This window comes from Legionella lytica, from assembly GCF_023921225.1.
GTDB classification, from domain to species: Bacteria; Pseudomonadota; Gammaproteobacteria; order Legionellales; family Legionellaceae; genus Legionella; species Legionella lytica.
This window is the reverse complement of record NZ_CP071527.1, coordinates 1188397-1206461: the sequence shown is the minus strand read 5'-3', so window position 1 is coordinate 1206461 and position 18065 is coordinate 1188397. Positions and strand designations below refer to the sequence as shown.

The following is an 18065-nucleotide window of genomic DNA, read 5'->3' as shown; positions in this document are numbered from 1 at the left end:
AAATATTTGTTAAATTTTTTTGAATTTAAGGACTTGCAAATTTAAGGTAACACGATAACATGACTTCACAAAAATAATAATAAAGGGAAGTCATGAGATTTGTACTATTTTCTACTGCTTTATTAGCATCAAGCATAGCATCAGCATCTACTGCTGTTGATGGCTGGTATATTAGTGCTTTTGGAGGCTATAGCTATTTATCTTCTAACGTAAATACGAATATCTTAGGTGTACAGCTTTCTAACGTACGCTACCGCGATGGGTGGAATGCGGGGGGCCGCCTAGGCTATCAATATAATCCTGTTCGTTATGAGTTTGAATATACATATATCTCTGCCAATCCTGATCGTTTCCGTGTTACTGATTTTGATCTAACATCTTTTGGTGGTAGAGCTTCCGCTAATGTGCTTATGGCTAATCTCTACTTTGATTTTCCAGAATTTTTGGAAACAATATCACCGTTCATTGGTGGCGGTATTGGTTATTCGTTCTTAACTCTTAATTTAGATGCATCAGGCCCATTTGATGCAATTTCGTTTAGTGCTAACAAAAACGTGTTTACCTATCAAGGAACTGTCGGTTTAACTTATAATTTCTCAGAAAATTATGCACTCAACGCAGCTTATCGCTATATGTCGACCACCAGCATTAATACTTTTGGAAGATCATTCCAGGCACAAATGGGTAGTGTAGGGATAATCTATCGATTTGATTCCTGCAGTTACAAATAAACTGTAACCTGGTTGCTTGCAACCAGGTTTCCTTTATAAATCTTCTCTGCATAAATCAACTGTATAGAACATTAATAGTGTATCGGTTTTTTACTTTTAATATGAGGCATTGCTTGAGGCTCCTGCCATAAAGTAACAAAGAGCACCATAACCACAGGCCCGATAAATAAGCCCAGTAAACCTAAAGTCTCTACCCCGCCTAAGATACCAAACAGCACGGCCAAAAAGGGTAGTTCAATCGCCCCACCAATAAGCACGGGCTTAACGAAGTGATCCGCAACAAACATCACTAAGGTTCCCCAAACCAAAACAATGATCGCGCCAATCATACTCCCTGCTGAAAATAAAATCATCGCAACAGTTACAAAAACAATAGGCACAACAAAAGGAATCATGGCGGCTAGAGCAGTAATAAATCCGGTTAATGTAGGTGCGGGAAAACCTACTAAGCCGTAACAAATACCCATTAATATCCCTACTCCAAGCCCGACAACGATGGTGCCATTAACAGTGGCGCTCAATGCTTTAGGTAATCTATCAGCGTAACGAAACCACCTATCCCCCAAACAATATTCCCCTATTTGATAAATCTGGGCCAATAATTGATCTCCATCCCGGTAGAAAAAGAATAAGGTCAATAAAGTAAAACCAACCTGTATACTACGATGAGCTAAATTCGATCCTATCTGTTTCACATAATAACTGGTTGGAGCCAATGATAAATGCACATTGGAGAGAAAATCGCGAATTTTACCGGGTTGGCCAATATTGTTATCCCAATAGGCTACCAATTCATTACCAATGAATGGAAAATTTTTCAAAAAGTCAGGAGCAGCCCCACCCTGTTGATTTAAATTTTGTAAAAAATTAATGAAATACTGAACTTCAGTAATCAGGATTCGCACCAACCAACTTAAAGGAAGGAGAAAAAGTAAACCAATTAGAGTAGTAAAAAGAAAGGCTGCAAGGTTGTCTTTATTACCAAACATGTGCCGCCATTTTTTATACAAAGGATAGGTAGCAATAACAATGATAGCCGCCCAAATCATGGATGGGATAAAGCGATGGATAATAAATAAAGTAAGGGCAATAATACCTACAGTTAACCCAATACTAATTAGCTCCTTATGATTATCATTCATCACGCAAAACTCCAAGCTAACAACTGCATTATAATCCAAGCGGGTATCGCAGCGATTACATCATCCAACATAATCCCCATTCCACCTTTCACCTTTTCATCGATATACCCTATAGGTTGGGGCTTCCAAATATCAAAAATGCGAAATAGGATAAAACCGCATAGCATCCATTTAAATCCTTGAGGTGCCATAAACATCGTTAATAAATAACCAACCACCTCATCCCAGACGATCCCTTTATAATCATGTACGCCTAATTCATTACTTACTTTATCAGAGACCCAAACACCCAAAATAAATGCCAATGCGGTTAAAATAAGGTAAACAATGGGATTGCAATGCATCAGTAATAAATAAACCGGCACCGCAGCAACCGTTCCCCAAGTTCCTGGAGCCTTAGGCATCAAACCAGAACCAAAACCAAACGCGATAAAATAAACAGGGTCTTGCCACACACGATTTGCTAAATTGATTTGCTTCATTATTATTCTCACTACCGTTGCAAACTGTTACGTAACGCATCAATTTAAGAGAGACCTGTAACCTAGATGGAGCGAAGCGTCATCTGGGATCCACGCTCAACTCAAGCTCCGTTTGCGGATTTATCCAGGCCACATTTTAAATTGACGATCTAAAAATGCGAATAGCCTCGCGGAACTATTTCATAATCCAGATTCTCAGCCGTTTTAATTCTTAACCCAGTCTTTTTTTCAATCACACCAATTGGGTAACAAACCATCTCTGCTTGCTTTAATGCATGCATCAATGAATCAAATTTCAGCTCAGGCACCGTAAAACATAACTCATAATCATCACCGCCTGTTAGAGCTAAGTCAACTGATTTATCACGATAATAATGTTTCACCAAAGGAGCGATAGGAATAGCGTCTAGATTAAGGCAAGCTCCTACCCCACTGGCCGTACAAATATGATTAAGATCAGCACTCAGGCCATCAGAAATATCTATAGCCGCAGAGGCATATAGACGCAAAAGTTTGATTAAATCAATGCGGGGCTGTGGGTGCAATAGTTTATGCATTAATGCGGCTTGGTCTAATGAAGCGATGTTTTGCTCATCAAGAAATTTAACCGCCAAGGCAGCAGCTCCTAAATTTCCTGAGACAAGAATAATATCACCAGGTTTTGCACCATTACGGCGCACTTCCTGGCGAAAAGGTGCTTGACCAAAAACAGTTAACGTAATTGATAGTGGGCCACGGGTAGTGTCTCCCCCAATTAAAGCAATATTATATTGCTTTAACGAATCACTTAGGCCACGGGCAAAAGACTCGAGCCAGGAAGATTCCATTTGAGGTAGAGTCAATGCTAAAGTAGCCCAGCAAGGTTCAGCCGCCATGGCAGCCAAATCACTAACACTAACCATAACCGAGCGATAGGCGATATCGTATGCATCCCAGTCCGGGAGGAAATGTACTGTGGCAACCAAAGTATCCGTACTAACTAACAAGTTCATGCCCTCAGGAACATGCAAACAAGCAGCATCGTCCCCAATACCCAATAAAACATCATCTCGTTTTAAGTCTAAGGGCTTGAAAAATTTATCTATTAGAGAAAACTCATCCATTACCGTTATCTAGGCTGATTTCAACTGCACGAACTTGTTGAGCCAGATTATTCAATACCCCATTGACATAACGATATCCGTCTTGTGCACCAAACTCTTTAGTCAATGATATGGCTTCATCTAAAACTACTTTATAAGGAATTTCTGGGCAATTAATTAATTCAAAGGCCCCTATGCGTAACACAGTCAACTCAATTGGATTTAATCCGCTGATTTCTCTATCCAAAAATGGAGTAAAGTGCTCTTCGAGCTGCTGCACATTCTCAGGAATACCATATAATAGGCGGCAAAAATAATCGGCATCCACCTTTTCCATATTATTTGCCACTCGAAATTGTGCTTCAATTTCATATAAATCAGCACTCGACATTAACCACTGATAGAGTGCCTGAAGTGCTAATTTTCGAGCTTTTCGTTTTCCACTTATAGACTGCTTTTCCACTATAACCTCATGAATTTTGTTGTTCGTGTACCCTGGATTGGCGTTAAAATAAAAAAACTGCCGTCATTGCAAGCTTTGCCAAGGCGCGCAATGACGGCACATTACCTATCCCGTGAACACATACTTTGTGTTTGCTTAAAACCTTAAAAGTTTAATTCTTTTAGGCTAGTCCCCATCAAAATCCTTTTTTACCTGAGTTTGTTTACATTTGCAGTATACGCACTCTAATCTTTTTTCATCTGATCAATCGTTTGTCTAAAATCACTCACATCTTTAAAGCGCTTATACACTGAAGCAAAACGCACATAGGCAACATGATCCAGGCTATACAAAGCCTTCATAACTAATTCACCCACGAATTGGGAATCAATTTCACGTTCTCCTTTACGGCGAATTTCTTGAGTAATGGCGATGATCGCCTCCTCTAAAGAATCAACGCTTACCGGTCTTTTTTCCAATGCTCGTAACATTCCCGAACGCAAATTATCGATACTAAACGCCTCACGTCGGCCATCGCGTTTAATAATCAAAGGCATAATCAATTCTGCCGTTTCAAACGTGGTAAAACGTTCATGACATTCAAGGCATTCGCGCCTTCTACGTACTTGAGCACCATCAGCCACTAAACGCGAATCGACAACCTTGGTTTCTTCTGCATGACAAAATGGACAATACATGATTACCTATAAACCGGAAACTCACGACACAAACGCAATACATCTTCTTTAACCCGCGCTATAGTCGCTTCATTGTTAATATCATCAAGAATATCTGCTACCCAATTTGATAGAAGAGTAATTTCTTTTTCCCTAAATCCTCGGGTCGTAACCGCAGGAGTCCCCAATCTTAAACCACTGGTAACAAATGGGGAGCGTGGATCATTAGGTACTGAATTTTTGTTTACTGTAATATTGGCGCGGCCTAAAGCGGCATCAGCATCTTTACCAGTAATATCCTTATTAATTAAATCAACTAACAGTAAATGATTATCAGTACCACCGGAAACAATATTATATCCCCGACTGATTAAAACAGAGCTCATCGTTTTAGCATTCAACAAAACTTGTTCTTGATAAGTTTTAAATTCAGGTAATAAGGCTTCCGCAAAGGCAACTGCCTTCGCTGCAATAACATGCATTAACGGTCCGCCTTGCATGCCTGGAAATACGGCCGAATTTAATTTTTTCTCAATTTCCTCATTTGCACGGCATAAAATCAAACCACCACGTGGGCCTCTTAAGGTCTTATGTGTCGTTGTGGTTACTACATCAGCGTAAGGTACAGGTGAAGGATATAGACCGACTGCGATCAAGCCAGCAACGTGGGCCACATCCGCCATCAAGTAGGCACCTACTTTATCTGCAATCTCTCGAAAACGGGGCCAATCAAGAACACGTGAATATGCTGAAAAACCTGCAATGATTAACTTAGGCTTATGCTCCAGAGCTAAACGCTCTAATTCATCGTAGTCAATTAATCCCGTAGTTTCATCCACACCATAAGGCACTGCCTGATACAATTTTCCAGAAAAATTAACTTTAGAACCGTGTGTTAAATGACCACCATGGGGTAATGCCATACCTAAAATAACATCCCCCGGAGATAATAAAGCCATCATCACTTCAGCATTAGCCTGGGACCCAGAGTGTGGTTGTACATTGGCATAATCAGCTCCGAACAGCTTTTTCGCACGTTCAATTGCTAGAGCTTCTGCCACATCGACATACTCGCAACCGCCATAATAACGTTTACCGGGATAGCCTTCAGCATATTTGTTCGTCAGCACTGAACCCTGAGCCTCTAGCACACGTGGGCTCACATAATTTTCAGAGGCAATAAGCTCAATATGATCTTCTTGTCGACGTTCTTCCTCGACAATTGCCTGAAAGATCTCTTTATCAAAATTTTCTATGGTATAGCTTCCATCAAACATAAGTAAGTTCCTTAGCCTGGAAATAATTACATCAAGGTTTAACAACGATATCGTTAATAACGCTGCTTACACCATCTACACCTGCAGCAATAGCGCCTGCTCTTTGTTTTAAGCGCTCGGTAGGAACGAAACCACTTAGTTGTACCTGATCTTTAAAAGTTTTAACTTGTATTGAAAGTCCAGTCGTTCCTAAATCATTCACTAAGGTGGCTTTTACTTTAGTGGTTGTCGTGGAGCTATCTAAAAATTCCCCTGTACTTTCACTACCGGGAGAAGCAACACAAGCAGCCAAAATTAAAGATAAAAACCCCAGATGGAGGATTTTAAATAGGTTACGCATCACTGGAATTCCTCAAATAAAAAAACGCAGCTAAGACTACCACAAAATTTAATCGGATACGAATGCAATGCTTTATGCTTAAAAGACGATGTAGTTTTCGCAACCCATATTAGGCTAAGTCGTAATACGGGATATTGTGGCATAGTATGCCCGTATTACGCTGCGCTAATACGGGCTACGTTTTTTAATTTTGATGTTCCTCAGTACTTGGATGAACCATTACTTTAGCGCCGGAGGGATGATTTGCAGGACGTGGGTTATTTATTTGTCCTTGTGGACGCACCTGAGGCGGAGTTTGGGGACGTACCTGAGGTTGTGGGCGTACCTGAACCTGAGGGTGTGTATGTGCATTAATCTGAGGTTGAGGACGTACTTGTGGCTGACGTGGATTAATGACCACAGCTTGTCCGCCGCGGGTAGAACCATGGGCATGAGCGTTGCCATTACCATGAACATTGGCTGGAGCTTGATGTACCCGGGCTTGAGGAGCTGGGCGGTAGCCATGGCGATGATGACGAGGGCCATGATCGTAATGTCTATGCTCTTCATAACGATGTATTTCAACATACGGTGGAGGCGGTGGTGGCGCATAATAACCTGGCTCGTAATATCCTGCTTCAGGAACACAGGAAGACAGCAAAGGTAATAACAACATACAAGGTATTAAACGTTTCATTAGATGACTCCACATACACAAAAAAAAAGGAAGTTACATTTAAATGCAACTTCCCTATCAATTTGATTCTTAATTAAAAATTATCTGTGCGATATTTCAGCTTTAACGCCTTTTTTCAGGAAAGGAACAACGTGAATAGTACTGTCTACGTTAGTCCAACCAGAATAAACAACTCCATATGGAGATTGAATTGTCAGGTACATACCGCTATGGCAATAGAAATAGTAGAATAAGTTAATGTAATGAGGCGCTTCGTAACGATAGATACTAAAATCAATTGTGCTGCCATCATCAAAAGTACCATACACATAAACGTCAGTGAAACTGTCGTTTATAATTTCGATTTGGCAATAGCCTGGAAACATAGTTTCTTTAGCGATAGACTTTTTATCCGCTGCATCTGCCTTAGGATGCACGTGCGCAGTCACTGCAAAAAGATTGCTAAATAAGCCTAAACAAATTACAAACAACAAGGACTTCAACTTCATGGTTTTCCCCTTTTTCGTTATGAAAGCCGCATAGTAGCAAAGTATTGTATTTAGTCAATAGGTTTTTTTTGTAACCATGTTCAGGCTCACCAACATTGTGCAAACTTAAGTAAAGATACCTTAAACTTTGACCACTGAAGCAAAGAACATTCTTTGTCACAAAGAAAAAACAAAGTATCATGGCCAAGGCAATCTATTGTCAACACATTAAATAAAATTAATATAATTGCGAGAATTCAGTCCCCCTTTCATGGTATATTTAGCCCCGTTTTAAATTTGTAGAGGCACCTAATGAAAAAACGTTTGATTATCATGGGCATCGCCCTATTGGTTGTTTTCGGTGGAATTATTGCTTTTAATTTCATTAAAGCATTTATGATTAAACGGTTTTTTGCCAGCTACCAACCCCCTGCGGTTGCCGTTGCTTCTGCTGTTGCCAAAGAAATCAATTGGATTCCCACACTGAATGCCGTAGGTAATTTCGTTGCGTTAAATGGCGTGGATGTTGGCTCTCAAGCATCAGGAAACGTGATTAAAATTAATTTTGAATCAGGCCAGTATGTCGAGAAAGGCACACCCTTAGTTACTTTGGATGATTCAATTGATCAGGCCGTTCTAAAGTTTAACCAGTCTGATCTAGCACTGAAAGCACTCAGCTACAAACGTCAATCAGATTTGTTTAAACGCGGAGCTACGTCTATTTCTAGTGTGGATGAAGCCAAGGCAATGCTTGATCAAGCACAAGCGAAGGTTGATCAAACACAAGCGCAAATTAATCAAAAACACATTACCGCTCCATTTGCAGGTCGTTTAGGCATCCGTCAAGTCAATGTGGGCCAATTTGTTAATCCCGGACAAACGACAATTGTTTCATTGCAATCATTAGATCCTTTATACATAGACTTTTACCTTCCAGAGCAACTTTATAAAAAGGTACATCCCAATCAAACCATTACCTTTTCTCTAGAACAATTCCCAGCTCTTCTTTTTGAAGCAAAAGTTTCAGCGATTAACTCTAAAGTAGATCTCAATACTCATAACGTTCTAGTGCAAGGTGTTTTAGCGAACTGTCCTGCAAGCGCGATTAAAAATCCGGCAAACTCACCACTGGTCAAAACGCGTCAGGAAGCAAATGGGAGTAAACAAATTGTCTCTTGTGATACTACGGCCAATACCCGTAATAAAGTAGAAAAATTTGCTTTTGTCCCAGGGATGTTTGCCTCAATAGAAATCGAGCGAGCAGCAAAAGCACATACAGTTGTTGTGCCATCAACGGCCATTTCCTACAGCCTCTACGGTAACTCGGTTTATATCATCGAAAAAGATAAAGAAGGCAAGAAAAATAAAGATGGATCCGACGTACTTACTGTAAATCGTGTTTTTGTCACTATTGGTGAACAACGTGGAAATTATACCGTAATTAAAAAAGGGGTAACAGCAGGACAACAAGTTGTTAGCGCCGGAGAAGTTAAATTACAAAACGGTACTCCTGTTGTCATCAATAATGAAGTCAAACTTAATGATACCAGTAACCCCAATCTACTGGGGCAATAAAAGATAGCGTAAAGCCCCCTTAAGACTTAGGTTAGGAGTTAGGCTCCTAACCCAGAAGATGAATTACTTTTTGTCAGGATAATTTATGAAATTTACCGATCTTTTTATCAAACGGCCTGTGCTTGCCATGGTAATTAGTTTGCTTATTTTCCTGTTTGGCCTTAATGCCATGCATGACATGCAAATTCGCCAATACCCACGTATGGATAACACGGTTATTACCATTATGACCGGATACCCAGGAGCAGATGCCGATCTAATCGCTGGATTTATCACCTCACCGTTAGAAAATGCCGTTGCCAGTGCTGAAGGGATTGATTACATGACCTCATCGAGTACCCAAGGCATGAGTACCATTACCCTAAATATCAAATTAAACTTTGATCCGCAAATTGCCTTTACTGATGTGATGAGTAAAGTTCAGCAAACCATTAACCAGTTGCCTAAAGAGGCTCAGCAGCCAGTCATTTTAAAAGCATCAGACTCTTCAACCGCCTTGATGTACATCAGTTTAGACAGTACAGAAATGACACCCCAACAAATTACTGACTACGCAACTCGTGTAGTACAACCCCAATTGCAAACCGTTGATGGGGTAGCTAAAGCAGAAATTCTTGGAGGATCTACCTACTCCATGAGGATATTCCTCAACCCTGTAAAAATGGCTGCATTAAACGTGGCCCCCTCTGATGTTTCCGCAGCTCTTGCGAAAAATAATTTCTTAACCGCAGCAGGAAATACTAAGGGGGAATACGTAGCACTGAGCATCACTGCCAAAACTGACCTGAATGATGCCTCACAATTTAGTAACCTTATTGTGAAAAGCGATAAAGGTTCTATTGTGCGTTTACACGATATCGCTCAAGTTAAACTGGGCTCACAAAGCTATGACTCCTCAGTAACCTTTAACAGCAAAAAAGCGGTATTCATTTCGATTACGCCTACCCCTACAGCAAACCCATTGACTGTAATCAGTGATGTACGGACCTTATTGCCCTCAATTACTAAAGAATTTCCACCTTCATTAACTGGCACCATCGTTTATGACGCGACGGACTTTATCCGTGCCTCATTAGATGAAGTAATCCATACCATTATTGAAGCGGCAGCTATTGTTATTGTGGTAATCTTTTTATTCTTAGGTTCCATCCGCTCAGTGTTTATTCCTATTGTAACCATTCCATTATCACTTGTTGGTGTTTGTACCTTAATGCTCATGTTAGGTTACAGTATAAACCTGCTGACCCTGCTCGCCTTTGTGCTCGCAATTGGCTTGGTAGTCGATGATGCAATTGTGGTCGTGGAGAACATCCACCGGCACATTGAAGAAGGTAAAACACCTTTTGACGCAGCGATTATTGGTGCCCGAGAAATCGCCACTCCGGTTATTGCAATGACGATTACCTTGGCTGCAGTGTATGCGCCGATTGGCTTTATGGGGGGATTAACCGGGGCCTTATTTAAAGAGTTTGCATTTACTCTAGCCTCTGCGGTAATCATTTCTGGAATTATTGCGCTCACCTTGTCGCCAATGATGTGCTCTAAAGTGCTGACGGCAGATATTGGTAGTGGCAAATTCGTCCATTTCCTTGACACCTTTTTTAATAAACTCAAAGGAAAATACCAACGTATTCTGCACAGTCTATTAGATACCCGAATCATTATGCTGCCATTTGCAGCCGTGGTGATTTTAATGCTGCCTTATCTTTATACGCATAGTGCAGCAGAAACTGCCCCTGAGGAAGATCAAGGTTTCTTCTTTGTTATCGGAACTGCACCACAATTTGCAACAATTAACTACATAGAAGCCTTTACAAAACCATTTGATGACATCTATAAAAGCTTCCCAGAAACTGGAAACTATTTTACTGTAAATAGCAGCCAACCCGTTTCTGGAATGGTGCTCAAACCCTGGAATGAACGTACGAAAAGCCAATTTGAGTTAAAACAACCATTACAAGATAAATTATCACAAGTGGCTGGCTTAAATACGTTTGCCATTATCCCCCCTCCCCTGCCTGGCGGCGGTAGTGGTACACCAGTGCAATTTGTGATTAAAACAACAAATGATTTCCAGAGTCTCTTTGAAATCTCTAATCAACTTGCAGATAAAGCAAGAAAAAGTGGTATGTTTATTTATGTTGATAACTCGCTGAAATTCAACCAACCGCAAATCGAATTAAAAATTAACCGCTCCAAAGCATCCGAAATGGGATTAGATATGCAAGCGGTAGGAAGCAGTTTAACCAGTGCTCTTTCAGGTAATTACGTGAATTACTTCAACTTGCAGGGACGTAGCTATCAAGTTATTCCTCAACTAGATCGCCCATTCCGCATGTCACCTGAGCAGCTTGGTCGTATTTATGTGAAAAGCATTAATGGTGCGATGGTCCCTCTTTCGACCATAGTGAGTGCCGTAGAAAAGACTGCCCCAAACGCAGCCTCCCATTTCCAACAGCTCAACTCAGCAACGATCCAAGCTGTGATGATGCCAGGAAAAACTTTAGGTGATGGTTTGCATTTCTTACAAGAAGCAGCAAATGAAACCTTGCCCAAAGGTTTTTCTTCCGACTATGGTGGTGCCTCAAGACAATTTATGCAGGAAGGTAATGCTCTGTTATTTGCATTTGTCTTCGCAATTATCATCATTTTCTTGGTTCTATCGGCTCAATATGAAAGCTTCCGCGATCCATTAATCGTTTTAATCAGCGTACCTATGTCGATTTGTGGTGCGTTAATCCCGTTAAACTTAGGTTTGGCAAGCATTAATATCTACACTCAAGTAGGTTTGATTACCTTAATTGGATTAATTTCCAAACATGGAATTCTGATTGTAGACTTTGCCAACCAATTGCAACGTGAGAAAAATCTGGATCGTCGTGCAGCAGTAGAGGAAGCAGCGGCAATTCGATTAAGGCCCATTCTTATGACTACTGCAGCCATGGTTTTTGGGGTATTGCCATTATTAATTGCTAGTGGAGCAGGAGCAGTTAGCCGTTTTGATATAGGCTTGGTTATTGCTGCCGGGCTTTTAATTGGTACCTGCTTCACCTTATTTGTAGTGCCTACTATGTACACTTATATTGCTGAAGATCATCGTACCAATAAGGAAGATGCGCTAATACCCGAGGGCACCTAAAACTAAGTAATCTGTAGCCATATTAGACGTAGAGCAACTACGTCTAATATGAGCTATATTTTGTGCCTATCTAATCATTTCAAAATACCAAATCCCCCCTAACCTGTGGTACTATCTCTGGTTTTATCAGTACAGGTTTATATCATGGATAAAATCTACTCTCCCGAAGCGATTGAAAGCGCATGTTATAAAACATGGGAAAGCCATCACTACTTTCAACCTCAAGGCGACGGCAAAAAATACTGTATTATGCTCCCCCCTCCGAATGTGACCGGAAGCCTACACATGGGACATGGTTTTCAACATACCATTATGGATGCCTTAACTCGTTACCACCGTATGTTAGGCGACAAAACCTTATGGCAACCTGGTACTGACCACGCCGGTATTTCAACGCAATTGGTTGTTGAGCGCCGACTAGAAGCGAATGGTATTTATAGAAAAGATTTAAGTCGAGAAGATTTCCTAGAGCGCGTATGGCAGTGGAAAGAGGAATCCGGTAACACTATTACCAAACAAATGCGACGTTTAGGTGCTTCCGTTGATTGGACTAGAGAACGCTTCACCATGGATGATGGTTTATCAGCTGCCGTCCAAAAAGTATTCGTACAGCTTCATGACGAAGGGTTGATTTATCGTGGAACTCGTCTGGTTAACTGGGATCCTAAATTAGGGACTGCGGTATCCGATCTAGAAGTATTGTCTGAAGAAGAAGATGGTTTTTTATGGCATATTCGTTACCCTGTTGAAGGCACGAATGAGTCATTAATTGTGGCAACTACTCGTCCTGAAACCTTACTCGGTGATACTGCCGTTGCTGTAAACCCAGAAGATGAGCGCTTTAAACATTTAATCGGCAAGCAGGTACAATTACCTCTTTGCGATCGCACCATTCCCATCATTGCCGATGACTATGTTGATAAAGAATTTGCTAGTGGCTGCGTTAAAATCACTCCAGCCCATGACTTTAATGACCACGAAGTTGGCAAACGCCATCAACTTCCCGTAATCAATGTCTTCACCAAAAAAGCATCGATTAACAAAAATGCGCCTTTAAAATATCAAGGGATGGACCGATTTGTTGCGCGTGAACAAATTATTAAAGATTTAGAGGCTGATGGCTTCCTGGTTAAAACTGAAGCGCATAAACTAAAAGTACCTCGGGGCGAAAAATCTAATGTAATCATTGAACCGCTATTAACCGATCAATGGTATGTAAAAATCCAACCATTAGCAGAACCAGCTATTGCTGCAGTTAAAAATGGTGACATTCGTTTTATCCCAGAAAACTGGAGCAAAACTTATTTTCAGTGGATGGAAAACATTGAAGATTGGTGTATTAGCCGTCAATTATGGTGGGGACATCGTATCCCAGCCTGGTACGACAGCAACGGCAATGTTTATGTAGGTTACAGTGAAAATGACGTGCGCTTTAAGTACAAAATTAAAGAAGGCACACTGTTAAAGCAAGATGAAGATGTTCTGGATACTTGGTTCTCCTCTGCCCTATGGCCTTTTTCAACCTTAGGCTGGCCAGAGCGTACTCCTGAACTCGAACAATTCTACCCTACTTCAGTATTAGTTACTGGGTTTGACATCATCTTCTTCTGGGTTGCCCGTATGATTATGATGGGCCTGAAGTTCACTGGAAAAGTTCCTTTTAAAGACGTATACATTACTGGTTTAATCCGCGATAGCGAAGGCCATAAAATGTCTAAATCAAAAGGCAACGTGTTGGATCCGCTTGATTTGATTGATGGTATTGATTTGGATTCGCTCATCGAAAAACGTACCTCAAATCTGATGCTGCAGTCTGTTCATGATAAAATTATTAAAGCGACTCGCAAAGAATTTCCTGAAGGCATTAACGCCTATGGAACTGATGCGTTGCGCTTTACTTATTGCTCATTAGCATCCACTGGACGTAACGTCCGTTTTGATGTGGGCCGTGTAGAAGGCTATCGTAATTTCTGTAATAAATTATGGAATGCTGCCCGTTATGTATTATTAAATACCGATGAAGAGCAGGTTGATTTTGGAGATGGTCCATTCCAATACAGCCCAGCAGATGAGTGGATTTTATCGCGCTTGCAACGAACCATTAGCAAGGTACATCATTATTTTGAAACCTACCGCTTTGATTTGTTAGCTAATACCGTTTATGAATTCGTCTGGCATGAATACTGTGACTGGTACCTGGAATTATCCAAACCTATCCTCCAGGATGAGCATGCACTGGCTCCATTAAAACGTGGCACACGTAGAACCTTGTTCCACGTATTGGATCAAATCCTTAAATTACTGCATCCATTAATGCCATTCATTACCGAAGAAATTTGGCAACGTACCTCAAAACTTACCAGTGATAATGGCAGCGCTAGCATCATGCTAAGTAGCTACCCTCAGGTAGATGAAGAGTTTCTTAATGATACCATTGAGGAAGAATTGGAATGGCTTAAATCAGCAATCCAGGCAATACGTACTATTCGTAGTGAAATGTCGATTTCTCCAGGAAAGCAAATTCCACTGTTTGTTCGTAACTATACTCCTGAACTCAAAGAGCGCATGGAAAAGTATCAGCATACATTAAAAGTTTTAAGCAAGTTAACACAAATTAACTACTTGGATGCTGGCGAAAAGCCTCCTGTTTCTGCAACTGCAGTACTAGGAGAAATTGAGCTTTTAATTCCAATGGCTGATTTAATTGATAAAGAAGCAGAATTAGCCCGCTTAGCTAAGGAATTAGGAAAACTGGAAAAAGACATCAGCTTAGCTTCTGGTAAATTAACTAATCCTAAATTTACGGATAAAGCACCTGCTGACATTATTGCGAAAGAGCAGGAAAAACTGGCACAAGCACAACAAGCTAAAGAAAAACTGTTACAACATAAGATTCGGATTGAATCATTATAATTGTACGTAAATCTTTTAGAGAGAGTGTTCATTTAACTGTGTCACCTCATTGCTTATCTAAGCCCCAAAGTTAGTCTGTCTTCAAAATAGATTTGTAGTTGGGACACGATAAGCGCCCAATTGTGCATGGGCTGATTCCATTTTTCCAGTACTTTCTGAGCAGCACAGTAAATGAGTTTGATAAGGGCGTTTTCGCTGGTGAATGCGCCTTTATTTTTAGTGTATTTGCGAATTTGTCGATGAAAACCTTCGACAATATTGGTCGTATAAATGATACGTCTGAGCTCTTCTGGATATTTAAAGTACTGTGATAGAGCTTCCCAGTGATTATTCCAAGACTTTATTACAGCAGGATATTTTTTTCCCCATTTCTCTTCCAGCTCAAGCAGATGATGCTCCGCTAAGTCTTTGCTTGACGCTTTATAAACAAGTTTTAAATCAGCCATAAAGGCCTTCTGGTCTTTGCTGACCACATACTTCAATGAGTTGCGAATTTGATGAACAACACAAAGCTGCACTTCAGTATGAGGAAATACTTCGGTAATGGCATCAGGAAATCCCTTAAGCCCATCGATGCTGGCAATAAGAATATCTTCTACCCCGCGAGCCTTAAGGTCATTTAAGACACCAAGCCAGAAACGAGCGCCTTCTGCCTCAGATAAATAGAGTCCTAGAATATCCTTTTTACCTTCTGAGTTAACAGCGAGAACCGTGTAAAAGGCTCGACTGATGACCTTGCCGTCAACACGTACTTTAAAGTGCATGGCATCAAGAAATACGATGGGGTATACCGATTCTAAGGAGCGATTGCGCCATTCAGTAATCAGCGGTAAGAGCTTATCGGTTATTAAACTGATTTTAGCGCTGGAGATTTCTAATCCATACATCTCCGATAAATGCTCGCTTATTGCCTCGTAGCTCATGCCTATCGCATAAAGTGCCAAGACTTTATTATCGAGTGACTCGTTGAGTACTGTTTGACGTTTTTTGACTATCTCAGGCTCAAAACTACCATCCCTATCTCGAGGCGTTTCCAAGTCAAAAACGCCAGTGGTCGATTTAATCGTTTTAGTCGTTTTACCGTTACGACGGTTGACGATACCTGTCTCAGAGCAGTCCATCATATGAGAATCCATTTCTCCTTCTAAGGCAGACTCTAATAACTCTTTAATTAAGGGGGTAAGGATTCCGTCTTTTCCTGTGAGCGATTGTCCTAATTTTAACTGCGCTAATGCTTCTGATTTGAACTCGTTGAAATCAAAATTCGATAAATCAATTGTCTTCTTACTCATATGCACCTCTTTTAAGTGTTAAATTATAACAAGTTAAAAGAGATGACACAGTTATTTAAACACTACCCTTTTAGAGCATAGACTGGGCCGTCAGGCCCAGCAAACACAACGTGAACTACTCCCAATGCAGGGCCCTACAACAGCCGGCCTACATTTTAATAAAAATTATACACTTCCAATCACCTGCTAATTCCGAAACTAATAATAGAATTTTAATACCTTCATCTTATAATTTTGAGCAAAAAAACAAAGCCTATTACTTATTTGTGATGAGCGATACTGTCATCTTACAATAGAACTACTCGACAGCGCAGCAAACTCCTTATGCTACCAGCAACCAAATCTTAACGCCCGTGTCTGAAGATATCATCTCTCATGGTACCTGCATCCAAATCATTATCAACCTCATCTAGAGGACGAGGGATTCTAGTTTTCCTTGGTCTTAAAAAATATGGCGTATAATTATCGTCTGGATCAAAATCAAGACCTGATTGGGCATTAAAAAAAATCTTGGTAGTTTTTGTTAATCGGCTAAAAACTGTTTTTAGAAATTGCTCGTTATAATTCTGGATGAGATGAGCAAAAAAAGCCCTCGTAACAGCGCTTTTATCTTCACCGAGTGGTTTATTTAAAAACAATTTATTGATAATAAAATAAACTTGCTCACTAATCATTTTAAAATTAGGAGAAACGCTTATCTCTTCGATAAGAGCATTCAAATCAAATTCTTTCTTTTTATAAGCGGGATGTTTGCACAAGGTTTGAATTGCGATTTGATATTGTTCTCTGTTTATCCTGATATTGTCATCTAATTGCTCTAAAGATTGTTTTACAAAATCAGTTTGTGGCGAAATTTCATATAGTTCTGGATGTTCTTTCAAAACCCTCTCAATATCATTCGCTATCAACTCCACACAGAAAGCAACGGAAAGCTCATCATCCTCCTCTGATTCCTCTTCTTCAGCATGGCCTTCAACCGCAGCATTTTCCTCTATATATTCTTCCAAACTCACATCCATAGAGTTCATTCTCCATTCCGACTCAAGCCCCATATCTCTTTCATATTTCACTAATGTATCCTGATGAGACAAATACTGAAAAAGCTTACCTAAGCTAATCACATCTTCTTCTGTATTTTCATCTTCAATATAAGTTTTTCTCACCTGTTGCTGAACATCTTCAGGAAGGAGCGCAAAAAAATCAAAAAATTCAATAATTGCAATATTAGCTGCCTCACCTGCATTATACTCTTCCCCATTGAATCTGCGGCCACCTTGGCATAAACCATCAATTAAACGATTTAAAGCAGCACCAACTGTATCACCATTAAGGCGATACCTTACTCTTGCTGATAAACTAAGGTAATAGTCAGCAACTGCCGTATCGCGAGTTAATAGCCTGGTTGCCTCTCCTTTGCTCAACGTTCGTTGCTTTCCATTTAATAAACTATTATGTTTTAGTGTTCCGTCGAGCTGGCAAAAATCAAGCACATCCCCAATATGAATAAGTGCTGAATTATCATCAGATAAAATAACTTCTTTTAAATCTACCCCTGCCTCATCATATCCTGACGTAAGATACAAAACCTGATCATTGAGAAGTGTTGGCATCAGAAAAGCTAAATAATGCTGATTATTTAATAGTTGAGCGATAGAAATACATAATTCATTAATAGGGTTCTCAAAATCATGAAGATACTGTGCATCGCTGTCTATGATTCTTTCCCAGCGTTTTACCAAAAAGGTAACGAGTTGTTCACAGCGATCCGGACTAGTACTTGTTAAACTTTCTTCCAATTTATGTAGGCTAAACAAGATTTCGAGATGGCTC

At 40.3% G+C, this 18065-nt stretch carries 15 protein-coding genes; 4 read left to right on the top strand and 11 right to left on the bottom strand.

Annotated elements, in window-relative coordinates:
- The first annotated feature begins 92 nt into the window (after positions 1-92).
- Positions 93-731 (top strand): outer membrane protein, encoded by a 639-nt coding sequence (locus J2N86_RS05345; protein WP_252581416.1) that lies wholly within the window; start codon positions 93-95, stop codon positions 729-731.
- A 71-nt stretch (positions 732-802) separates the two neighbouring features.
- Here the strand turns inward: J2N86_RS05345 and J2N86_RS05340 are convergent, their stop codons facing one another.
- The 9 genes from J2N86_RS05340 to J2N86_RS05300 all read right to left on the bottom strand — a co-directional run bounded on the left by J2N86_RS05340 (position 803) and on the right by J2N86_RS05300 (position 7337).
- On the bottom strand, positions 803-1873 hold the full coding sequence (locus tag J2N86_RS05340; RefSeq protein WP_252582381.1) for an AI-2E family transporter: 1071 nt from the start codon (positions 1871-1873) through the stop codon (positions 803-805).
- The gene (locus J2N86_RS05335; RefSeq protein ID WP_252581413.1) at positions 1873-2355 is read right to left on the bottom strand and encodes a phosphatidylglycerophosphatase A family protein; all 483 of its coding nucleotides are present in this window, start codon (positions 2353-2355) and stop codon (positions 1873-1875) included. Before J2N86_RS05335 ends, J2N86_RS05340 begins: the two co-directional genes overlap by 1 nt.
- A gap of 149 nt (positions 2356-2504) precedes the next feature.
- Complete coding sequence (gene thiL, locus J2N86_RS05330) at positions 2505-3458, bottom strand: thiamine-phosphate kinase (RefSeq protein ID WP_252581410.1); 954 nt, start codon at positions 3456-3458, stop codon at positions 2505-2507.
- Positions 3451-3900 carry a transcription antitermination factor NusB gene (gene nusB, locus J2N86_RS05325; protein ID WP_252581408.1) on the bottom strand — a complete coding sequence of 150 codons (450 nt, stop codon included), beginning with the start codon at positions 3898-3900 and terminating at the stop codon, positions 3451-3453. The genes thiL and nusB overlap by 8 nt, the downstream gene beginning before the upstream one ends.
- 224 nt (positions 3901-4124) lie before the next feature.
- The gene (nrdR, locus tag J2N86_RS05320) at positions 4125-4577 is read right to left on the bottom strand and encodes a transcriptional regulator NrdR (protein WP_252581405.1); all 453 of its coding nucleotides are present in this window, start codon (positions 4575-4577) and stop codon (positions 4125-4127) included.
- Between the two features lie 2 nt (positions 4578-4579).
- The gene (glyA, locus tag J2N86_RS05315; RefSeq protein ID WP_252581402.1) at positions 4580-5833 is read right to left on the bottom strand and encodes a serine hydroxymethyltransferase; all 1254 of its coding nucleotides are present in this window, start codon (positions 5831-5833) and stop codon (positions 4580-4582) included.
- Between the two features lie 31 nt (positions 5834-5864).
- Positions 5865-6173: a BON domain-containing protein gene (locus J2N86_RS05310; protein ID WP_252581400.1), complete on the bottom strand. Its 309-nt coding sequence runs from the start codon at positions 6171-6173 to the stop codon at positions 5865-5867.
- A 184-nt stretch (positions 6174-6357) separates the two neighbouring features.
- Positions 6358-6849, bottom strand: a complete 492-nt coding sequence (locus tag J2N86_RS05305) for a hypothetical protein (RefSeq protein WP_252581397.1) — start codon at positions 6847-6849, stop codon at positions 6358-6360.
- An 80-nt stretch (positions 6850-6929) separates the two neighbouring features.
- Complete coding sequence (locus tag J2N86_RS05300; protein WP_252581394.1) at positions 6930-7337, bottom strand: hypothetical protein; 408 nt, start codon at positions 7335-7337, stop codon at positions 6930-6932.
- Between the two features lie 291 nt (positions 7338-7628).
- On the opposite strand from J2N86_RS05300, the gene J2N86_RS05295 reads away from it, so the two are divergent.
- The 3 genes from J2N86_RS05295 to J2N86_RS05285 all read left to right on the top strand — a co-directional run bounded on the left by J2N86_RS05295 (position 7629) and on the right by J2N86_RS05285 (position 14943).
- Complete coding sequence (locus J2N86_RS05295) at positions 7629-8891, top strand: efflux RND transporter periplasmic adaptor subunit (protein ID WP_252581392.1); 1263 nt, start codon at positions 7629-7631, stop codon at positions 8889-8891.
- Positions 8892-8976: 85 nt separating this feature from the next.
- Entirely contained in the window at positions 8977-12030 is a 3054-nt protein-coding gene (locus J2N86_RS05290; RefSeq protein WP_252581390.1) for an efflux RND transporter permease subunit, read from the top strand.
- 144 nt (positions 12031-12174) lie between these two features.
- Entirely contained in the window at positions 12175-14943 is a 2769-nt protein-coding gene (locus J2N86_RS05285; protein ID WP_252581388.1) for a valine--tRNA ligase, read from the top strand.
- A gap of 53 nt (positions 14944-14996) precedes the next feature.
- On the opposite strand, the gene J2N86_RS05280 is transcribed toward J2N86_RS05285, so the two are convergent.
- On the bottom strand, positions 14997-16235 hold the full coding sequence (locus J2N86_RS05280; RefSeq protein WP_133138134.1) for an IS256 family transposase: 1239 nt from the start codon (positions 16233-16235) through the stop codon (positions 14997-14999).
- A 344-nt stretch (positions 16236-16579) separates the two neighbouring features.
- On the bottom strand, positions 16580-18031 hold the full coding sequence (locus tag J2N86_RS05275; RefSeq protein ID WP_252581386.1) for a hypothetical protein: 1452 nt from the start codon (positions 18029-18031) through the stop codon (positions 16580-16582).
- Positions 18032-18065: the final 34 nt, after the last annotated feature.